We start from the raw sequence: 240 nt of genomic DNA, 5'->3' as shown, positions 1-240 counted from the left end.
TGCCGACTGGAACACTGACGGCATTGCCGCTGCTGTCTTTGAGGGTGACCGTGTACGTTAAGACGCCACCTTCGGCAACACTCGCTGCATCGACACTGATGTGCGCATAGACGGTGTCGCTTGCTGCTGGGACGGCTTCATCGGTGATCGCGCTGCTTGCTGTGTTGCTGCTGCCGACCGCTACTGCTTCATATTTACTGTTCGTATCGGTGACACCACTAATCGTGGCGATCAGGGATT

The 240-nt window shown here is 56.2% G+C and carries 1 protein-coding gene; it reads right to left on the bottom strand.

Annotation, left to right across the window (positions count from 1 at the left end):
- On the bottom strand, positions 1–240 hold a 240-nt coding region (locus tag ACO0KW_RS20505; RefSeq protein ID WP_423055194.1), incomplete at both ends, for a hypothetical protein.

This window comes from Undibacterium sp. Ji22W (assembly GCF_049340305.1).
Lineage (GTDB): Bacteria > Pseudomonadota > Gammaproteobacteria > Burkholderiales > Burkholderiaceae_D > Undibacterium.
Note: the sequence above shows the minus strand (reverse complement) of the source record. Positions and strands in the feature narration are given on the sequence as shown.